Annotated in this window: 1 protein-coding gene; it reads right to left on the bottom strand. The window is 52.1% G+C overall.

The genetic code is table 11. The features are described from left to right. Positions 1 to 637: tail assembly protein (locus tag ALO_RS15855; protein WP_040293642.1), on the bottom strand; the 637-nt coding region annotated here is incomplete at its 3' end. Positions 638 to 649: the final 12 nt, after the last annotated feature.

Below are 649 nucleotides of genomic sequence, written 5' to 3'. Positions count from 1 at the left end.
CTGTGCCTTTGTAGTAGGCAATCGGATTTCCATTGATCCGAATATCGCTGATACTGTCAATCGGCCCTTCACCGCCGCACAGCAGGATATTGAGGTATTGCTCTTCGCCTTTGCTTGAGACATGCTGCGCCAGAATCTGGCCGGCTGTCCGCATGACGCCGTAGGTGACGGCCAGGGCGTTGCCCTGACCTGCCAGGGACTGAGTGTTGTTCCAGCTGTACGATGGATCCATATCGGGAATGTCAGGCTTAGGGGACGGGAACCAGTGGTTGATCAGGGCTCCCCCGATCATGCTTCCGATAGAAGAAGCCGCGCCGGACAAACCGGACAAAAAAGACCCCTTCATTAGGCCGCCAATCCAATTCCCGATGAGTCCTCCTACTAACAGCGTAGCAAAAAATTTACCCCATTTGGAGTTGCCGACGACCGGACAGACAGCAATCCAGTCGTTGTTATCCATAACCAGCTCTGTCGCGTCAGCCGCAGCACTGCCGTTAACGCTGACTACATAGTTGTCCAGTCCCAGGAGGTAGGGCTGAATATATTCATAGGCTGTTTTGCCGGGAACATGCTCGCTGGTGTGGACTTCTTTTCCGTTATGGTTAAATGGATTTTTTAGAATGGTTATTGTGATCATTTTGTCACCTCC

This window comes from Acetonema longum DSM 6540, from assembly GCF_000219125.1.
In the GTDB taxonomy this organism is placed as follows: Bacteria; Bacillota; Negativicutes; order Sporomusales; family Acetonemataceae; genus Acetonema; species Acetonema longum.
This window is presented reverse-complemented; position numbering and strand designations above follow the sequence as displayed.